Annotated in this window: 14 protein-coding genes; 10 read left to right on the top strand and 4 right to left on the bottom strand. The window is 66.5% G+C overall.

Annotation, left to right across the window (positions count from 1 at the left end; genetic code table 11):
• Positions 1 to 50 precede the first annotated feature (50 nt).
• Positions 51 to 1,175: a pyridoxal phosphate-dependent aminotransferase gene (locus ACZK2R_RS14655; RefSeq protein WP_125892087.1), complete on the bottom strand. Its 1,125-nt coding sequence runs from the start codon at positions 1,173 to 1,175 to the stop codon at positions 51 to 53.
• A gap of 364 nt (positions 1,176 to 1,539) precedes the next feature.
• On the opposite strand from ACZK2R_RS14655, the gene ligA reads away from it, so the two are divergent.
• From ligA to ACZK2R_RS14620, 7 genes are all read left to right on the top strand, one after another.
• Complete coding sequence (gene ligA / locus ACZK2R_RS14650; protein ID WP_180837543.1) at positions 1,540 to 4,011, top strand: NAD-dependent DNA ligase LigA; 2,472 nt, start codon at positions 1,540 to 1,542, stop codon at positions 4,009 to 4,011.
• Positions 4,012 to 4,060: 49 nt separating this feature from the next.
• Positions 4,061 to 4,546, top strand: coding sequence for a GNAT family N-acetyltransferase (locus tag ACZK2R_RS14645; RefSeq protein ID WP_032127684.1), 486 nt, complete (start codon positions 4,061 to 4,063; stop codon positions 4,544 to 4,546).
• Positions 4,543 to 5,499, top strand: coding sequence for an EF-P lysine aminoacylase EpmA (epmA, locus tag ACZK2R_RS14640; protein ID WP_125892083.1), 957 nt, complete (start codon positions 4,543 to 4,545; stop codon positions 5,497 to 5,499). The genes ACZK2R_RS14645 and epmA overlap by 4 nt, the downstream gene beginning before the upstream one ends.
• Positions 5,500 to 5,641: 142 nt before the next feature.
• Positions 5,642 to 6,370 carry a DUF3011 domain-containing protein gene (locus tag ACZK2R_RS14635; RefSeq protein WP_032127686.1) on the top strand — a complete coding sequence of 243 codons (729 nt, stop codon included), beginning with the start codon at positions 5,642 to 5,644 and terminating at the stop codon, positions 6,368 to 6,370.
• A gap of 47 nt (positions 6,371 to 6,417) precedes the next feature.
• Entirely contained in the window at positions 6,418 to 7,482 is a 1,065-nt protein-coding gene (gene mtnA, locus ACZK2R_RS14630) for an S-methyl-5-thioribose-1-phosphate isomerase (RefSeq protein WP_180837526.1), read from the top strand.
• 218 nt (positions 7,483 to 7,700) lie between these two features.
• On the top strand, positions 7,701 to 10,415 hold the full coding sequence (gyrA, locus tag ACZK2R_RS14625; protein ID WP_049400193.1) for a DNA gyrase subunit A: 2,715 nt from the start codon (positions 7,701 to 7,703) through the stop codon (positions 10,413 to 10,415).
• A 131-nt stretch (positions 10,416 to 10,546) separates the two neighbouring features.
• Positions 10,547 to 13,075, top strand: coding sequence for a membrane-bound PQQ-dependent dehydrogenase, glucose/quinate/shikimate family (locus ACZK2R_RS14620; protein WP_180837527.1), 2,529 nt, complete (start codon positions 10,547 to 10,549; stop codon positions 13,073 to 13,075).
• A 43-nt stretch (positions 13,076 to 13,118) separates the two neighbouring features.
• Here ACZK2R_RS14620 and ACZK2R_RS14615 read toward each other — a convergent pair whose 3' ends face one another.
• Positions 13,119 to 14,108, bottom strand: a complete 990-nt coding sequence (locus ACZK2R_RS14615) for a zinc-dependent alcohol dehydrogenase family protein (RefSeq protein WP_180837528.1) — start codon at positions 14,106 to 14,108, stop codon at positions 13,119 to 13,121.
• Positions 14,109 to 14,227: 119 nt separating this feature from the next.
• Here ACZK2R_RS14615 and ACZK2R_RS14610 point away from each other — a divergent pair, with 119 nt between their 5' ends.
• From ACZK2R_RS14610 to ACZK2R_RS14600, 3 genes are all read left to right on the top strand, one after another.
• Complete coding sequence (locus ACZK2R_RS14610) at positions 14,228 to 15,133, top strand: LysR family transcriptional regulator (protein ID WP_180837529.1); 906 nt, start codon at positions 14,228 to 14,230, stop codon at positions 15,131 to 15,133.
• A 219-nt stretch (positions 15,134 to 15,352) separates the two neighbouring features.
• The gene (locus ACZK2R_RS14605) at positions 15,353 to 16,783 is read left to right on the top strand and encodes a serine hydrolase domain-containing protein (RefSeq protein ID WP_180837530.1); all 1,431 of its coding nucleotides are present in this window, start codon (positions 15,353 to 15,355) and stop codon (positions 16,781 to 16,783) included.
• Positions 16,784 to 16,845: 62 nt separating this feature from the next.
• A complete protein-coding gene (locus ACZK2R_RS14600; protein ID WP_125892069.1) occupies positions 16,846 to 17,070 on the top strand; it encodes a hypothetical protein in 225 nt (74 codons plus the stop codon).
• Between the two features lie 12 nt (positions 17,071 to 17,082).
• On the opposite strand, the gene ACZK2R_RS14595 is transcribed toward ACZK2R_RS14600, so the two are convergent.
• Positions 17,083 to 17,475 carry a DUF3037 domain-containing protein gene (locus tag ACZK2R_RS14595; protein WP_180837531.1) on the bottom strand — a complete coding sequence of 131 codons (393 nt, stop codon included), beginning with the start codon at positions 17,473 to 17,475 and terminating at the stop codon, positions 17,083 to 17,085.
• A complete protein-coding gene (locus ACZK2R_RS14590) occupies positions 17,453 to 18,229 on the bottom strand; it encodes a HipA family kinase (protein ID WP_180837532.1) in 777 nt (258 codons plus the stop codon). Before ACZK2R_RS14590 ends, ACZK2R_RS14595 begins: the two co-directional genes overlap by 23 nt.
• Between the last annotated feature and the right edge of the window lie 9 nt (positions 18,230 to 18,238).

Raw genomic sequence — 18,238 nt, 5'->3', positions numbered from 1 at the left:
CCACGCCATGCGTGGATGGGGCGAACCAAGGTTCGCCCCCACCAACAGGATCAGGCCGGCACGCCGGCCACCTTCGCGAACGCATGGCGGAACGCGGCCATTTCTTCTTCGGTGCCGACGGTCACGCGCACGCGCTGTGGCCAGATCGGCCAGCTGCGTCCGATCACCACGCCGTTGTCCGCCATCGCCTTGGCGAACGCGCTGCCATCGCGTTGCACGTCGACCACGAAGCAGTTCGCTTCCGACGGCACGCAGCTGAAACCACGCTTGCCCAGCCACGCGATGGTGGCCTCGCGCACCTTGGCATTCTGCAGGCGGCGCTGCGGAATCAACTGCGGATCGCGCAGGCTGGCCAGTGCAGCGGCCAGTGCCGGCACGGGTAGCGGGTTGTCGCCGAGGCTGGCCAGCTCGCGCAGGCGGTCGGGATGTGCGGTCGCCACGCCCAGGCGCAGGCCGGCCATGCCATATAGCTTGGAGAACGTGCGCAACACGATCAGGTCATCGCGCTGCGCCACCTGCGCGATCAGGCTCGGCTGTTCGCTGTACTGCAGATACGCCTCGTCCAACAGCACGCGGGTGGAAGCGGGCTTGTGGGCCAGCAGCCAGGCGAGCTCATCCGGTGGGCTGATCGAGCCGGTCGGGTTGTTCGGGTTGCACACATACAGCAGCCCGGTCGGGCGTGCGTGTGCGGCGGCGACCATCGCACGCAGGTCGTGTGCACCGTCCTCGCGCAGCGGCACTTTCTGCACGTGTGCACCGTGTGCGGCGGCGACCTCGCCCAGCGTCTCGAAGGTCGGGTCGGCCACTACCAGCCCCGCCTGCGGGCCGGTCCATAGCACGGCGGCGCGGTTCAGCGGCTCGCTGGAACCCGGATACAGCCGCACGTGATCAGCCGGGATGCGCGCCTGTTCGATGAAGGCATCGCGAACCTGTGCCGCCAGAGCGAAGCGGTAGCGGCCGCAGCTGGCGATGCTGTCGCGCGCCGCCTGCTGGGCGGCGCGCGAGGGGCCGTACGGGCATTCGTTGAAGTTCAGTAGTACGGCGCCTTCGGCAGGGGCTGGGGCGGCGGCTGTCGCGGGTTGGGCATGGCCGAGCTGCGGCAGCCCGGTGCCGGCGACGGCGAGGCCAGCACCGGCCAGTTGCAGGAAGCGTCGACGGGAGGCGGGCAGGGTCACGGGTGGGATTCCGAAGGGAAGACCGTCGCACGCTAGCGCCGGTGGGGATGGGCGGCAAGCTGCTTTTTGTGGAGTCGAACCATGCTTGACTGCAGATGTGCCAACCAAGGTTGGCACCTACCAGAGCGGGAGGGTGGTTGGCACCTACCAGAGCGGGAGGGTGGTTGGCACCTACCAGAGCGGGAGGGTGGTTGGCACGTACCAGAGCTGGGGAGTGGTTGGCACGTACCAGGATGGGGGAGTGGTTGGCACCTGCCAGAGCGAGGGAGCACCAGTCGAGCAAGCTCGACGCTACAAAGGCGGGAGCGTTACAGGGCCTGACGGTCGGGCGCGGTAGAATCCCCGGCCATCCCAGAACCACCGGATCCCGATGAGCCCCAGCCCCGCCGAACGCGCCGAAGACCTTCGCCGGCAGATCGCCCAGGCCAACCGCGCCTACCATGAGCTGGACGCGCCGGAGATCCCCGACGTCGACTACGACCGGATGGTGCGCGAGCTGGAAGCGCTGGAGCGCGAGCATCCGGAGCTGGCCCGTGCCGACAGCCCGACCCAGCAGGTCGGTGCGCGCCCCTCCGGCCGCTTCCCGGAAGTGCGCCACGCGGTGCCGATGCTGTCGCTGTCCAATGCCTTCAGCGACGAGGAAGTGGCAGATTTCGTGCGCCGCATCGACGAGCGCCTGGGCCGACGCAGCCTGCGGTTCTCGGCCGAGCCGAAGATGGACGGCCTGGCGATCAGCCTGCGCTACGAGGACGGTCATTTCGTACTCGGCGCGACCCGCGGCGATGGCAGTACCGGCGAGGACGTGACGGCCAACCTGCGCGAGATCGGTGATATTCCCAAGCGGCTGCACGGCAAGGACTGGCCGGATGTGCTGGAGGTGCGTGGTGAGGTCTACATGGCCCGCGCCGACTTCGAGTCCTACAACGAGCGTGCGCGCCTGCAGGGCGGCAAGGTGCTGGCCAACCCGCGCAACGCCGCCGCCGGTTCGCTGCGCCAGCTCGACCCGAAGATCAGTGCGCAGCGCCGGCTGAGTTTCTTCGCCTACGGCACCGGCGAAGTGCAGGGCGGCGAGCTGCCGGACACCCATTCGGGCACACTGGCCCAGCTCGGTGCCTGGGGCTTCCCGGTCAGTGAGCTGTGCAAGGTCGTGGAAGGCACCGACGGCCTGCTCGGCTACTACCGCGATATCGGTGAGCGCCGCGATGGCCTGCCGTTCGATATCGATGGCGTGGTCTACAAGCTGGATGACCGCGCCGGCCAGCAGGCCATGGGCTTCGTTTCGCGTGCGCCGCGCTGGGCCATCGCGCACAAGTTCCCGGCACAGGAACAGAGCACTACGGTAGAGGCGATCGAGATCCAGATCGGCCGCACCGGTGCAGCCACACCGGTCGCGCGGCTGGCGCCGGTGGCGGTGGCAGGCGTGATCGTGTCCAACGCCACGTTGCACAACGCCGACCAGATCGCACGCCTGGATGTGCGCGTGGGTGACAGCGTGATCGTGCGCCGCGCCGGTGATGTGATTCCGGAAGTGGTCAGCGTCATCCTTGATCGCCGCCCGCCGGGCACCACGCCGTGGCAGATGCCGACGCGCTGCCCGGTGTGCGGCTCGGAAATCGTGCGCGAGGAAGGTGCTGCCGCATGGCGCTGCTCGGGCGAACTGTCCTGCCCGGCGCAGCGCAAGGAAGCCATCGCCCATTTCGCCTCGCGTCGCGCGATGGATATCGATGGCCTGGGTGACAAGTACATCGAAACTCTGGTCGACGCCGGCATCGTCAGAAGCGTGGCCGATCTGTACCGGCTCAACCGTGACCAGCTGCTGCATCTGAAGCTGGTGCTGGATGCCGAGGACCCTTCCGCACTGGCGGCTGCGCTGAAGCTGCACCTGCCCGCCGAAGGCAGTGGTGCGGTGCTCAATGCGGTGCTCAAGCTGGATGGCAACGATCCGGGCTGGCGAGCACAGGCGCTGGCACAGCCGGCCAGCTTCGAATGGAACACGAAGAAGATCGCCACCAAGTGGGCCGACAACCTGATCGCGGCGATCGATGCCAGCCGTGCGGCCACGCTGGAGCGCCTGCTGTTCGCGCTTGGCATCGAGCACGTGGGCGAGAGCACGGCCAAGGCGCTGGCGCAGTGGTTCGGTGACCTGGAGCTTATCCGCCACCTGCCGTGGCCGCTGTTCAAGCGTGTGCCGGACATCGGCGGCGAAGTGGCGCGTTCGCTGGGTCATTTCTTCGAGCAGCAGGGCAACCAGCAGGCCATCGATGACCTGCTGCAGGTCGGTCAGGTGCGCATCAGCGATGTGCATGCGCCCAGTGCCAAGCTGCGCGAAGGGCTGGATCTGGCGCAGCTGCTGGTCGAATCGGAGATCCCTGGCATCACCCGCCTGCGCGCCGAAAAACTGGTCGCTGCGCTTTCCGGCGCGCAAGCAGTGCTCGACGCCGAGCATGGCCAGTTCGTCAACGCCGGCCTGCCCGATGACACTGCACGCGGCCTGGCTGCGTGGCTCGATGCCGATGGCCATGGCGCGATGTTGCTGGCGGCCGAGAAGGCGATGCAGCAGATCCTGGCCAAGGCGCCGGCGCTGGCCGAGATCGTGGCCGGCCCGCTGGATGGGCAGACCGTGGTGCTGACCGGCACCCTGGCCCAGCTCACCCGCGATGCCGCCAAGGAACGCCTGGAAGCGCTGGGTGCCAAGGTCTCCGGCAGCGTGTCGAAGAAGACCAGCTTCGTGGTGGCCGGTACCGAGGCCGGCTCCAAGCTGGACAAGGCGCAGTCGCTGGGCGTGCCGGTATGGGACGAAGACCGCCTGCTGGCCTACCTCGCCGAACACGAATGATGACCCCGCCGGGTGCCTGGCGCCCGGCATGAAACACAAAGGAACACCGATGCAGACCGCTCCGCTGGATTTCCGCCTGGCCACCCGTGCCGACGAAGAACTGTTGATCGCGTTGATGCGCGAGTTCTATGCCGAAGACAAGATCGACTTCGACGACGCGCGCGTGCGTCGCGGCGTGGACGCGCTGCTGGCCGATCCGCGCAATGGCGAGGTGCTGCTGTGGCTGGACGAGGCCGCCGAGGTGGTGGGCTACGCAGTGATCGCGATGGGTTTCAGCCTGGAGCAGGGCGGCCACTTCATGCTGCTGGACGAGCTGTACCTGAGCCACCGCGCGCGCGGCCGCGGCCGCGGCAAGCAGGCGCTGGCCATCTGCGAACAGCGCGCTCGCGGGCGTGGCGTCAGCCGCCTGCGGCTGGAAGTGAACCACCACAACGAACTGGCCCGGCGCCTGTACCTGGCCAGTGGCTACATCGATGACACCCGCGATCTGCTGACCCTGCCGCTGGATCATCCGCGCCCGGAGGGCATCCTGTGAGCGAGGCCCTGCTGCGCGCGCTGCAGCAGCGTGCCGCGCTCAACGCGCTGGTGCGCCGCTTCTTCGCCGATCGCGATGTGCTGGAGGTGGAGACGCCGATCCTGTCGGTGGCCGGCAACACCGAGCCGAACATCGACAGCTTCCATACCGATTTCACCGGCCATGTCGATGCCGGTGGCCGCCGCCGCTGGCTGCGTACCTCGCCGGAGTATCCGCTCAAGCGCCTGCTGGCGGCGGGCGTGGGTGACTGTTACGAACTGGGCCGGGTGTTCCGCAACGGCGAGGCGGGCGGCCGCCACAATCCGGAATTCACCATGCTGGAGTGGTACCGGGTCGGTTGGGACCACCATCGTCTGGTGCAGGAAACCGCCGAGCTGGTCGGCCAGGCGCTGGCCCTGGTCGGGCGCAGTGCGACGCTGCGTGTGCTCAGTTACCGCGAGCTGTTCCAGCAGTACGTGGGTGTGGATCCGTTCGATGCCGACGAGGCCGCGCTGCGTGCCGCGCTGGGCGAGGTACATATCGACCCGGTCGGGCTGACCCGCGATGACTGGCTGGATCTGCTGATGACCCATCATATCCAGCCGCATTTCGATGACGCGGTGATGACCGTGGTCCACGATTGGCCTGCCAGCCAGGCCGCACTGGCGCGCATTCGAGCCGGCACGCCGCCGCTGGCCGAGCGTTTCGAGCTTTATCTGGGGGCCGTGGAACTGGCCAACGGCTATCACGAACTGAACGACGCGCACGAACAGCGTGCGCGATTCCAGCGTGACCTGCAGCGACGCCATGAGCGGGGCCAGGTGCAACCGTCCGTGGATGAGGCGCTGCTGTCGGCGTTGCCATCGATGCCTGCCTGCGCTGGCGTGGCGGTGGGTGTCGATCGGTTGTTGATGGCGATGAGCCGCACGCCGCGTATCGCCGATGTGCTGGCCTACGACTTCGCCCACGCGTGAGCGCGGTGCGCACGTTCCTGAACATCGAAGACTGAACGGAATTCCGCGTTTCCGCGCTTGCTTCGGTAAGCAGGATGATGCTCTTATCACGGCAGATGCCGGACACTGGCACGCAGTTCATCCATTCCTGCTGGGGAAGGCTTTGGTCAAGTGGTTTGCGGTTGTCGCTGCACCGGTGTACTCCATCGCGCTCTGGGGTGCCTGGCTGCCGTCATCGGCGTCGGCCCAGCAGGCGGGCTATGACGGCGAAGTGGTGACCTGCGAATCGCGCGACATGGGCTGGGTGCATTGCGATATCGACGTCAGCAATGGCATCGACCTTGTGCGCCAGTTGTCCAGCAACAGTTGCATCCGTGGCAGCGAGTGGGGCACCGACCGCAGTGGCGTGTGGGTCACCCTTGGCTGCCGCGCAGAGTTCCGTGCGCGTCGTGCGGAAGGTGCAGCGCCTGCGGCAACGGAAGGCAAGCGCCTGGTCCGCCGTGTGGTGCGCTGCGAATCCAATGGCCGCCCGCAGAGTTGCCCGGTGCGCCTGGACGGGGCGCCGGTGCGCCTGCTGCGCCAGCTGTCGGTGCTGCCGTGCCGCGAAGGGCAGGGCTGGGGCTACAAGCGCAATGAAGTCTGGACCAGCCGTGGTTGCCAGGGCGATTTCGAAGTGGCTGACGAGGACGGCCGTTTTGTCGACGTGCCACGCCGCCTGACCTGCGAGTCGAAGTCGAAGAAGCGCCGCTTCTGTGGGGCGAGCATTTCGGTCGGCGCGGTCGTTACCGAGCAGTTGTCCAGCACCCCGTGCGAGGAAGGCAACACCTGGGGCTGGAACCGCAACGGGATCTGGGTGGACGGCGGCTGCCGCGCCGAATTCTCGGTGAATTGAGCCCGGGCAGGCTCCAACCACGCGGGGCGTGGCCCTACAATGGGCCCATGAACACTGCCTCCGACATCGACTACGCCCGTTATGACCACATCCGCCCGATCCTCTGGACCGGCGATGCCCTGCAACTGCTGGACCAGCGCAAGCTGCCGTTCGTGGTCGAGCACGTGGTCTGCCATGACAGTGACGACGTTGCCAGCGCCATCCACGCGCTGACTGTGCGTGGCGCGCCCGCGATCGGCATTGCCGCAGCCTGGGGTGTGGTGCTGGCGGCGCGGGACGTGCAGGCCGCTGATGGCGCGCATGCGCTTCAGCAGTTGGAGCCGGCGCTGCAGCGCCTGAACGCATCGCGCCCGACCGCCGTCAATCTGGCCTGGGCGCTGGCGCGCATGCGTCGCTGCCTGAACGTCGCCGGCGCCGACTGGAAGGCTCTGCTGGAAGCCGAAGCGCAGGCCATTGCCGAGGAGGACCTGGCCGCCAACCGCCACATGGGCGCGCTGGGCGCGGGCCTGATCGAGGCCGGCAGCGGCGTGCTGACCCACTGCAACACCGGCTCGCTGGCCACCGCCGGCTTCGGCACGGCACTGGGCGTGATCCGTGCCGGTATGGCCCAGCACCGCATCGCCCGCGTGTTCGCCGGCGAGACCCGTCCGTGGCTGCAGGGCGCACGCCTGACCGTGTGGGAACTGCAGCAGGATGGCATCGACGCCACCCTGATCGCCGATTCGGCAGCCTCGCACCTGATGAAGACCGGTGCGGTGCAATGGGTGATCGTCGGCGCCGACCGCATCTGCGCCAACGGCGATACCGCCAACAAGATCGGCACCTATCAGCTGGCCATCGCCGCTCGCCACCACGGGGTCAAGTTCATGGTGGTGGCGCCGTCCTCGACCGTGGACATGGAGACCGTGGACGGCAGCCAGATCGAGATCGAGCAGCGCGACCCGGGCGAGCTGTACGGCGTGGGCGGTACCCGCACCGTGGCCGAAGGCATCGCCGCCTGGAACCCGGTGTTCGACGTCACCCCGGGTGAACTGATCGATGCCATCGTGACCGAGCGCGGGGTGATCCTGAACCCGACCATCGAGAACATGCGCGCCGCCTTTGGTGGCTGAGGCACAGGGGAGGGGGCAGCGTGACCTCCGCCCCCGGTAGTGCCGGCCGCTGGCCGGTACCCCCCTAAGTTCCTGATTTGTGCCGGTAAAATCCCCGTAAATGGAGGCAGGGAGCGGCCTGTTGTGGTAGTATCCACAGGTTGAATCGAGGTTCCGGCACGACCCCCTCCCGCAGAGGGCTGCGCCGGACTGGACCGCTACCAGACAACGGAACCCGAATGGCAGAAAACGCCAAGGAAATCATCCAGGTCAACCTGGAAGACGAGATGCGCAAGAGCTACCTCGATTACGCCATGAGCGTGATCGTGGGCCGCGCGCTCCCGGATGCGCGCGATGGCCTCAAGCCGGTGCATCGCCGCGTGCTGTTCGCGATGAACGAACTCAACGCGCACAGCAACAAGCCCTACTTCAAGTCGGCGCGTATCGTCGGTGACGTCATCGGTAAGTACCACCCGCATGGCGATCAGTCGGTGTACGACACGCTGGTGCGCCTGGCACAGCCGTTCTCGCTGCGTTACATGCTGGTCGATGGCCAGGGTAACTTCGGCTCGATCGATGGCGACTCCGCCGCGGCGATGCGATACACCGAAGCGCGCATGTCGCGCCTCGCGCATGAGCTGATGGCGGATATCGACAAGGAAACCGTCGATTTCCAGCCCAACTACGACGAGAAGGAACTGGAGCCGACGGTCATGCCGACCCGGTTCCCGAACCTGCTGGTCAACGGTTCGGCCGGTATCGCGGTGGGCATGGCGACCAACATCCCGCCGCACAACCTGAGCGAATCGATCAACGCCTGCATCGCGCTGATTGATAATCCGGAAATCGATGTCGACGGCCTGATGGAGTACATCCCGGGCCCGGATTTCCCGACTGCCGGCATCATCAATGGCACTGCCGGCATCGTCGCCGGCTATCGCACCGGCCGCGGCCGTGTGCGCATCCGTGCCAAGGCCGATATCGAAGTGGCCGACAACGGCCGCGAATCGATCATCGTCACCGAAATTCCTTACCAGGTGAACAAGGCGCGTCTGATCGAGAAGATCGCCGAGCTGGTCAAGGAAAAGAAGATCGAAGGCATCAGCGAGCTGCGCGATGAGTCCGACAAGGACGGCATGCGCATCTACATCGAGATCAAGCGCGGTGAATCTGCCGAGGTTGTGCTGAACAACCTGTACCAGCAGACCCAGATGGAATCGGTGTTCGGCATCAACATGGTGGCGCTGGTCGATGGCCGCCCGCAGTTGATGAACCTCAAGCAGATGCTGGAGGCGTTCGTCCGCCACCGTCGCGAAGTGGTCACCCGTCGCACCGTGTTCGAGCTGCGCAAGGCGCGCGCCCGTGCCCACGTGCTGGAAGGCCTGACCGTTGCGCTGGCCAACATCGACGAGATGATCGAGCTGATCAAGACCTCGCCGAACCCGAATGAAGCACGCGAGCGCATGCTGGCGCGCGTGTGGGAGCCGGGCCTGGTCGGTGCGATGCTGGGTGCCGCCGGTGCCGAAGCCTCGCGCCCGGAAGACCTGCCCAAGGGCGTGGGCCTGATCGAGGGCGGCTACCAGCTGACCGAGATCCAGGCCACCCAGATCCTGGAAATGCGCCTGCACCGCCTGACCGGGCTGGAGCAGGACCGCCTGACCGACGAGTACAAGCAGCTGCTGGAAGTGATCGCCGGGCTGATCCACATCCTGGAAGATCCCGACCGCCTGCTGCAGGTGATCCGCGAGGAGCTGGTCAACGTCAAGGCCGAGTTCGGCGATGAGCGTCGTACCGAAATCCGCCACAGCGAAGAAGACCTGGACATCCTCGACCTGATCGCGCCGGAAGACGTGGTGGTCACCGTGTCGCATGCCGGTTACGTGAAGCGGCAGCCGGTGAGCGTGTACCGCGCACAGCGCCGTGGCGGCCGTGGCCGCAGTGCGGCAGCGACCAAGGAAGAGGATTTCATCGAACAGCTGTGGCTGGTCAACACGCACGATACGCTGCTGACCTTCACCAGCTCGGGCAAGGTGTTCTGGCTGCCGGTCTACCAGCTGCCCGAAGCCGGTTCGAATGCCCGCGGCCGTCCGATCATCAACTGGATCCCGCTGGAGCCGGGCGAACGCGTGCAGGCCGTGCTGCCGGTGCGCGAATACGCCGATGGCCAGTTCGTGTTCTTCGCCACCAAGAACGGTACGGTCAAGAAGACCCCGCTGGGCGAGTTCGCCTTCCGTCTGGCGCGCGGCAAGATCGCAATCAATCTGGACGAGGGCGATGCCCTGGTCGGCGTCGGCCTGACCGACGGCGAGCGCGACATCCTGCTGTTCGCCTCCAACGGCAAGACCGTGCGCTTCGGTGAAGACAAGGTCCGCTCGATGGGCCGTACCGCAACCGGCGTGCGTGGCATCAAGATGCCGGCCGGCGAGGAAGTGGTCAGCCTGATCGTGGCCGAGAGTGCCGGTGGCAGCGAGGATGAGAACGAGGACGACAACGGTGTCGAGGAAACCGCAGCCAATGGCGATGCGGTGATCGACGGCGCCGATGACGCCAGCGTGCAGTACATCCTCACCGCCACCGAGAACGGCTACGGCAAGCGTACCCCGCTGCCGGACTACCCGCGCAAGGGCCGTGGCACGCAGGGCGTGATCGGCATCCAGACCACCGAGCGCAACGGCAAGCTGGTCGCCGCGGTGCTGATGGGCTCCAGCGACGAAGTGCTGCTGATCTCCGATGGTGGCACCCTGGTGCGTACGCGTGGCTCGGAAATCAGCCGCGTCGGCCGCAACACCCAGGGCGTGACCCTGATCCGCCTGTCCAAGGACGAGAAGCTGCAGGCGGTGGAGCGCATGGATGCCTCGATCGACGAGGACGAGGACGAGGTGGCCGTCGCCGCCCCGGCCGCGACCGACGGCGCACCGGCGGCTGCCAGCAGCGAGGACGCCGCGCAGGAGTGATCCTGCCATCAGGTTGAGGTACCCGACGACGCCGGCCCTGTGCCGGCGTCGTCGTATCCGGGTGCCGCACATACGCGCGCGCTTCACGCAGGCGGTGGGATAACGGCGCATGCTGCCCCCGGAGATCGACGATGTCCGCCACGCCGCAGTCCGCTCCTGCCCCTGTTCGCGCCTCCCGGCACCCCCTTGTCACCGTGCTGTCGCTGCTGCTGGTCGTGCTCGGCCTGGTCATCGGCGGGCTCGGTGCGTGGCTGCTCAGCCTTGGCGGCTCGGCGTACTACGCCATCGCCGGGCTCGGCCTGCTGGCCAGCGGCATCCTGTTGTTCGGCAACCGCCGCAGCGGTGCATTGCTGTACGCGCTGGTGTTCATCGGCACGCTGCTGTGGACCTGGTGGGAGTCAGGCAGCGACTACTGGCGCTGGGTGCCACGGCTGGGCCTGGTGACCGCACTCGGCATCGTGCTGGCCTTGCTGGCGCCCACCTTGCACGAGCCGGTCTCCAAACGCCTGTCGCGCAGCGTGGCGGGTGTGCTGATGCTGGTGTTCGTGGCCGCCTTCGGCCTGGCCTTTGCGCCGCATGGTGAAGTGGATGGGCATCAGCCGTTCCCGGAAGGCGCGGTCAGCGCCGGACTGGAACCTACGCGTGATACCACGGGCCTGCAGCCGGCTGACCAGCCCGCCGAGGGCGACTGGCCGGCGTGGGGCCGCAGCAATGCCGCCACCCGCTATTCGCCGCTGCAGCAGATCACCCCGGCCAATGTGGCCTCGTTGCAGCCAGCCTGGCAGTTCCGTACCGGCGATATGCCCAAGAAGCGCTGGGGCGCGGAAACCACGCCGCTGAAGATCGGCGATCGCCTTTACCTGTGCACCGCGCGCAACCGCCTGATCGCACTCGATGCCGCCAGCGGCAAGGAACTGTGGCGGTTCGACCCCAAGGTGAAGGACACCTCGATTCCGTACACCGCCGCCTGCCGTGGGGTGAGCTACTACGAGCAGCCCCGCACGCCGACCATTGCCGATGCGGCATTGGCCGATGTCGCCGCCGATCTGGCGCTGCCGGAGCCGCCGCCCAGCGTCACCCGCAGTGCTGCACCGGGCAATCGCCCGGCGTGCTGGGCACGCATCATCGAAGGCACGCTGGACGGCCGCATCATCGCGGTGGACGCGGACAGCGGCCGCCCCTGCGCCAACTTCGGCAACAACGGCCAGGTCGACATCACCCTGGGCATGGGCGAGGTGCCACCGGGTTACGTGTCGATCACCTCGCCGCCGGCCATCGTGCGTGGCGTGATCGTGACCGGTCACCAGGTGCTGGACGGGCAGCGCCGTGACGCGCCGTCGGGCGTGATCCAGGCCTACGATGCCATCACCGGCAAGCTGCGCTGGGCGTGGGACATGGACCAGCCCGAGCGCAGCGGTCTGCCGCCGCGCGAGCAGACCTATACGCGCGGCACGCCCAACATGTGGACCACCGCCACCGGTGATGAGGCGCAGGGCCTGGTCTACCTGCCGCTGGGCAATTCCGCGGGTGACTACTGGAGCGGCTCACGCACGGAAAACCAGAACCGCTATGCGACGTCACTGGTGGCGATCGACGTGGCCACCGGCAAGCCGGCCTGGCATTTCCAGGCGGTGCGCAAGGATGTGTGGGACTACGACCTGGGTTCGCAGGCCAGCCTGATCGATTACCCGACCGCTGCCGGCAAAGTGCCGGCGATCCTGCTGCCGACCAAACAGGGCGACATCTACATCCTCGACCGCCGCAACGGCCAGCTTCTGACCGCGGCCGAAGAGCGCAAGGTGCCCATCGGTGGTGTTGAACCCGAGCAGCGCTCGCCCACGCAACTGTTCTCGCTGTACCACACGCTGCGTCGCGAGCATGAGCTGACCGAACGTGACATGTGGGGCATCACCCCGATCGACCAGCTGGTCTGCCGCATCCAGTTCCGCAAGGCCTACTACGAAGGGTTCTACACGCCGCCGAGCAGCGAGCGCCATTCCATCGAGTACCCCGGCTACAACGGCGGCTCGGACTGGGGCAGTGTGTCCATCGATACGCGCCGCGGCGTGATCGTGGCCAACTACAACGACATGCCGAACTACAACCGGCTGGTGCCACGCGCGGAGGCCGACCGGTTGGGCTGGCTGCCGCGCGAAAAGATCCGGTTCGACAAGGGCGGAGCAGAAGGCGCGGGTGACCCGCAGGTGGGCACGCCCTACGCCATCCAGGTCAATGCCGGTTGGCGCCTGCCGTTCACCGGTTTGCTGTGCAAGCAGCCGCCCTATGGCGGCATCCGTGCCATCGACCTGCGCACCGGCAAACTGCTGTGGGACCGTCCATTCGGCAGTGCGCGCGGCAACGGACCCTTCGGCATCCGCTCCGGCCTGCCGATCGAGATCGGCACACCGAACAATGGCGGTTCGGTGGTGACCGCCAGCGGCCTGATCTTCATCGCCGCCGCCACCGATGACCTGCTGCGCGCCATCGACCTGAGGACCGGCAAGGAGTTGTGGCATGCCAAGCTGCCCGCGGGAGGTCAGGCCAACCCGATGGTGTACGAGCAGGGCGGGCGCCAGTACGTGGTGATCATGGCCGGCGGCCACCATTTCATGGAAACCCCGAACGGCGATTACGTGATGGCGTTTGAGTTGCCCAGGTAACCGCAAGGGGGGCGGTGGGCCGCCCCCGTTGCATGACGCTGGATCACACCGTCACTACCACCTTGCCGATCTGCTCGTTCGATTCCAGGTAACGGTGTGCGTCCTGGATCTGCGCGAACGGGAATACCTTGGCGATCTTCGGCGCCAGCGTGCCCTGGTCCAGGCCGTTGACGATGAAGGCCTTGGCGCGTGCCAGCGCGGCATCGTCGGAGACGATTTCCGAGTACAGGTAACCCTTCAGCGTCAGTGACTTGCCCAGCACGTTGAACAACGGGAACGGGGTGGGTTCACTGCTCAGCGCGCCGTACTCCAGCAGGATGCCGCCACGCGCCATCGCTTCGGTCAGCGGCACGAACTGCGGGCCACCGATCGGATCGAACACCACGCGGGCACCTGCGCCGCCGGTGATGCGCGCCACTTCGGCCACCAGATCCTGCTCCTGGGTGGCGATGGCGTGGGCGGCGCCTGCATCGAGCAGGGCCTGGCGCTTGCCCGGGCCACGGGTCACAGCGATCGGCGTGGCGCCGACTGCATTGGCGATCTGGATGGCGGCCAGGCCGACGCTGCTGCTGGCGGCGGTGATGATGACGAAATCCCCGGCGGACAAGTGCGCCTGCTCCAACAGCGCCCCCCAGGCGGTGACGTACTGCATCCACACCGCGGCGGCCGTTTCAAAGTCCAGTGCCTGCGGATGCTTGACTACCAGTCGTGCCGGCACGTTGGCCAGTTCGCCGTAGGTGCCCCAGCGCGCGATATCCAGCGGCGGCACTACGCTGACCGCATCGCCCGCAGTGAATCCGCTCACTGCACTGCCGACGGCTTCAACCACGCCGGCCGCTTCGTAGCCCAGGCGGCTGGGGAACTGCGCTTCCTGCAAGTAGGCGCCGTTACGGAACATCACCTCGGCGCGGTTCAGGCCGATCGCCTTCACCCGGATCTGGACTTCGTCAGGGGCGGGGGCGGGAACGTCGATATCGTCGATGCGCAGTACATCGGCAGTGCCATATTCGTGGATGCGGACAACCTGGCTCATGGGGGGCTCCAAGGAAGGGCCGGCGAGGGCGCCGGCGAAAGGGTGAGCGCTACTGTGCGCGTAGTCTGCATCCAGAATAAGGGGTAATCTGGCGTTTCATTGAAAAACAATTGTTTGCAATGGACCTGATCGTTCCCCTGCGGACCTTCGCCAAGGTGGCCGAGGTCGGCTCCTTCGCCGCCGCTGCCGAGGCACTGGACCTGTCGCCGCAGCTGGTCGGCAAGCACATCCAGGCGCTGGAGCAGCATCTGGGGGTGCGCCTGCTCAACCGCACCACGCGCAAGCAGAGCCTGACCGACTTCGGCCAGGCCTACCTGGCGCGGGCGCGGGTGATCCTGGAGGAAGTGGAGGGGGCCGAGCAGCTGGCCGAAGTGGCGCGCGGGCGGCCGATGGGGCGCCTGCGCATCAGTGCGCCGGTCACCTTCGGCGTGCACGCGCTGAGCCCGGCGGTGGTGGCTTACATGCAGCAGTACCCGGACGTGCAGGTCGATCTGAACCTGTCCAACAGTCTGGTGGACATCGTTGAAGACGGCTACGAACTGGTGTTCCGCACTGGCGATCTGGCCGACAGTGGGCTGGTGGCGCGGCGGTTGGGGCCGTATCCGCTGGTCCTGTGTGCCTCGCCGGACTATCTGGCTTCGCGCCCGGCCATTGCCCATCCCAATGACCTGAGCCGCCACGAGTGCCTGGGCTTCGCGCATTCGATCATCCGCACCCGCTGGAGCTTTCGCGATACCGATGGCGGCGTGCTGACCGTGCCAGTGTCCAGCCGCTTCATGGTCAACCAGGCCGAGCCGCTGCTGACCGCCGCCATCGGAGGGCTGGGGCTGATCCTGCAACCGCACGAAATGCTGGCCGGAGCATTGGCGCGTGGTGAGCTGGTGGAAGTGCTGCCGGACTACGTACCGGTGTCGACCTGGATCAACCTGGTGTATCCGCGCGATCGCCAGCTGACGCCCAAGCTGCGCAGCTTCCTGGACTTCTGCGTGGCGAGATTCAGCGAACAGACGATGGCAAGGCGATAGCGGGGCCATCGGGTAGCAGGGTTTCCATCAACTGCGAAGGATCTCGCACTCACGTTGCATCCGGGGCTGTGCGCATTCCACCACGCACGCGGAGTGGATGGCAGCGCATCGATGCATTCAGCGTCACTGTTGAGGTGTTGCAGCAGAGTCCCTGGTGTCGATGCGGCGGCCGCATCCTTGGTCTAGGATGCGTCCAGGAATCCCCGCAAAGGAACTGCCATGAGGGTTGTTGGACGCCTGTTTCTCTGCAATGCACTGGCCTGTTCGGTTCTACTGGTTACCCCGGTTTTTCCAGCAATCGGCGCTACATCTTCCGAGAGTGCACATCCACGTGCGCAGGACGCCATCGATGACTGGCTGGCGGCCTTCAACGCTGGCAGCCTCGAGCAACTGCAGGCGTTCGCCGATACCTACGCGAAGAAGGAAGGCAGCAGCCCCAAGGACTATCTCGAGTTCCGCGAGAGCACCGGCCCGCTGCGTGTGCTGGAAACACGCCAGAGCGCGCCCGGTCACGCGAAGGTGCTGGTGATGGGCCAGCTGAGCGAGCGCGCGATGTGGGTGACGGTCGTCATGGATCCGGCCAGCCCGGCGCATGTGAAGCAGTTCCAGATCGAAGGCACTGAAACGCCGGACAAGTACAGACCGGAGAGGGTTGCATTGCCTGCCCTGATGGCCGAAGCCACGGCAAAGCTGGAGGCGCTGCGGGCGCAGGACGCGCTGTCGGGCGCGTTGCAGGTGGCACAGAATGGAAAGGTGTTGCTGGACTGGCGCGGTGGCGAGGCCGATCGCACCGCTGGCATTCCAGTGGGCGTGGATACGCAGTTCCGCCTTGCGTCCTCCAACAAGATGTTCACCGCAGTGGCCATACTGCAGCGGGTGCAGGAGGGCAAACTCAGTCTCGATGACACGATCGGCAAGCACCTGCCGGACTATCCGAACAAGGCCGTTGCCAACAGCGTGACGGTTCGCCAGCTGCTGACCCATACCAGTGGCCTGGGTGATTTCTTCGGCGACGATTTCGAGCAGTGTTCCGCGTCGCTGAAGACGCTGGATGACTATGTGCAGCGCTTTGCCAAGGATGCACCGCAGTTCACGCCCGGCAGCCAGGACAGCTACTCGAACTATGGCTTCATCGTGCTTGGGCGGATCATCGAGGCCGTCTCCGGTCAGTCGTACTACGCCTATGTGGAGCAACACATCCTGCGCCCGGCAGGCATGACCGGCACCGGCTTCGAACCGGAAACAGTGACGGTGCCACAGCGTGCGGTCGCCTATACGAAGCAGGAAGGGCAATGGGTGCGTGAAACGAAGTCGCTGCCCTGGCGCGGCATGTCAGCCGGTGGTGGCTACAGCACGGTGAGCGACATGGTGAAGTTCGCCGAGGCGCTGCGCAGCGGAAAGCTGGTCTCACCTGTATTGCTGCAGCAGGCCACCACGGCGCAGAACCACAAGGGCTGGTACGGGTTCGGCTTCCTGGTGCAGGGCGAGGGCAGGGAGCATCAGTACGGCCACGAAGGCGGTGCGCCCGGATCGAACAGTGCCATCGTGGTGCTACCCGCGCAGGGCTATGTGATCGTTGGGCTGGCCAATGTCGATCCGGATGCGATCGGCAATGTGGTCAACTACATCGCGCGAAGAGTGCCGCTGTAGTCCCGAGCGACTATGCCGCAGCGATGTTGACGCTGGGGCGGGTGGCGGACCAGAATCGGGCCATGAGCCGACTTCTTCCCGTGGTGTGTCTGGTCGCCAGCATGGTGCTGCTGCTGCGTGGGGTGCACGTGATACTCAAGGGTGTTCCGGCCATGGCCAGCGAAGGTGCCAGTGCTGCGTATGCACAAGGCTACCTGCATGGACAAGCGGCAGCCGGGTGGGTGTTGATTGCCGCTGCAGCAGCCTGTGCGCTCATTGCCTGGCACAGGGCGCGCGCCCGGAAGTGAGAGACGGGCGCGTCAGCGCGGCACCCGCACCATCTTCGTCATCAAGTGTTCCACCACACCCGCCGGGTCCGCCGTGCGGCCCACATGCGTGCTCGACATCTGCACGACCGAGCTACGCTTGGCGGTGAGGAAATGGAAGCGCGCACGCGCCGGCAGCTGCGCGATCGGCCCGGCGCTGGCATCGCCGCGGCAGATCGCCACGATCGCATCCAGCCATGGCTGCAGCGCCTCCTGGTCCAGCGCTGGCGCGAAGGCGTGCAGGCGTGCCGGATCGATCTCGATGGCTGCTTCCAGATGGCGCGCGCCGGGACAGGAGACGATCACCCCGACGTTGATGAACTCCTCGCGCTCCACCCGCGGTACCACGCGGATGATCGCATAGTCATACGTGTGCAGCGTGGGCACGGATGGCCTCCTGCACGAACACCGCACGCACCTTCAGGCGGTGCTTGAGGTAGTTGATATAACCCTGCCGGTAGGCCTGCGGGCTGTCGAACGCCGGTTCGTCCACCAGCCAGCTGTCCGGCACCAGGCCGACGATGCGCTCGATCTCGGCATCGGTCAGGCGCGCGGCCAGTTCGGCATCCACCTCGGCGATGCGGTTGGCGAACGACAGCAGTACGTGGTCGCGGATCAGCACGAACGGCTTTTCGCAGGCATCGCCGGCGTTGGCCCAGTCGTGATGGAAGTACATGGCCGCACCGTGGTCGATCAGGTACAGCTTTCGATGCCACACCATCAGGTTGGGATTGCGCGTGGTGCGATCGACATTGCTGGTGAACGCATCGAACCAGACGATGCGCGAGGCCAGGTCGGCATCCACCGGCATCGCCGCCGGGTCGTAGTTGATCGCACCGGGCAGGTAGTCCAGGCCCAGGTTCAAACCTTCACTGGCGCGTATCAGTTCCTGGATCTCCGGGTCGGGCTCGGTGCGGGCGAACTCGCGGTCCAGCTCCACGAACAGGATCTCCGGAATCGGCAGGCCCAGCGTGCGCGCCATTTCGCCGGCGATCAGCTCCGCGATCAAGGCCTTCGGGCCCTGGCCTGCGCCACGGAACTTCAGTACGGCCATGCCGTCGTCGTCGGTCTCAACCACGGCCGGCAGGGAGCCACCTTCCCGCAAGGGGGTGATGTAGCGGAGGGCATGTACGGTGCGCATGCGCGCATT

The sequence above is a fragment of the Stenotrophomonas sp. 96582_Sma genome, from assembly GCF_056480905.1.
This window is presented reverse-complemented; position numbering and strand designations above follow the sequence as displayed.

What these genes read in the sequence shown, in the direction of transcription:
- ACZK2R_RS14605 (WP_180837530.1), top strand. Translation starts at nt 15,353, where the DNA reads ATGAGGGTTGTTGGACGCCTGTTTCTCTGCAATGCACTGGCCTGTTCG.
- ACZK2R_RS14615 (WP_180837528.1), bottom strand. Translation starts at nt 14,108, where the DNA reads ATGAGCCAGGTTGTCCGCATCCACGAATATGGCACTGCCGATGTACTG.
- ACZK2R_RS14620 (WP_180837527.1), top strand. Translation starts at nt 10,547, where the DNA reads ATGTCCGCCACGCCGCAGTCCGCTCCTGCCCCTGTTCGCGCCTCCCGG.
- gyrA (WP_049400193.1), top strand. Translation starts at nt 7,701, where the DNA reads ATGGCAGAAAACGCCAAGGAAATCATCCAGGTCAACCTGGAAGACGAG.
- ACZK2R_RS14590 (WP_180837532.1), bottom strand. Translation starts at nt 18,229, where the DNA reads ATGCGCACCGTACATGCCCTCCGCTACATCACCCCCTTGCGGGAAGGT.
- ACZK2R_RS14600 (WP_125892069.1), top strand. Translation starts at nt 16,846, where the DNA reads ATGAGCCGACTTCTTCCCGTGGTGTGTCTGGTCGCCAGCATGGTGCTG.
- ACZK2R_RS14645 (WP_032127684.1), top strand. Translation starts at nt 4,061, where the DNA reads ATGCAGACCGCTCCGCTGGATTTCCGCCTGGCCACCCGTGCCGACGAA.
- mtnA (WP_180837526.1), top strand. Translation starts at nt 6,418, where the DNA reads ATGAACACTGCCTCCGACATCGACTACGCCCGTTATGACCACATCCGC.
- ACZK2R_RS14610 (WP_180837529.1), top strand. Translation starts at nt 14,228, where the DNA reads ATGGACCTGATCGTTCCCCTGCGGACCTTCGCCAAGGTGGCCGAGGTC.